1 protein-coding gene is annotated in these 372 nt (G+C 41.9%); it reads left to right on the top strand.

The features are described from left to right. Positions 1 to 271 (top strand): transposase (locus tag GPK88_RS18540; protein ID WP_173763297.1); only part of this gene is annotated, 271 nt, incomplete at its 5' end. Positions 272 to 372 lie beyond the last annotated feature (101 nt).

The raw sequence follows: 372 nt of genomic DNA, 5'->3' as shown, positions 1-372 counted from the left end.
GAAAGATAACTGGGATGCGATCTCTCCAATTTTCAAATTTTCAGCAACGGTCAGAAAAGTGATTTATACTACAAATGCCATCGAATCCCTGAATTCCACCTATCGGAAACTGAACCGTCAGAGGAGCGTATTTCCAAGTGATACGGCCCTTTTAAAGGCATTATATCTTGCTACATTTGAAGCCACCAAAAAATGGACCAGTACAATCCGGAATTGGGCGCAGGTATATGGTGAACTGAGTATTATGTATGAAGGCCGGCTGCCAGAATAATAAAAAACAGGTCAGAGAAACAGGCGGGGAACCGCCTGCTCTTGACATGCCATTCAACAACTGTTATATATAAAGCAAGGGTGAAAAGCCTAGTTTTTAAG

Origin of the sequence: Blautia sp. MCC269 (assembly GCF_018785655.1) — a bacterium.
Classification (GTDB): domain Bacteria; phylum Bacillota; class Clostridia; order Lachnospirales; family Lachnospiraceae; genus Blautia_A.
Note: the sequence above shows the minus strand (reverse complement) of the source record. Positions and strands in the feature narration are given on the sequence as shown.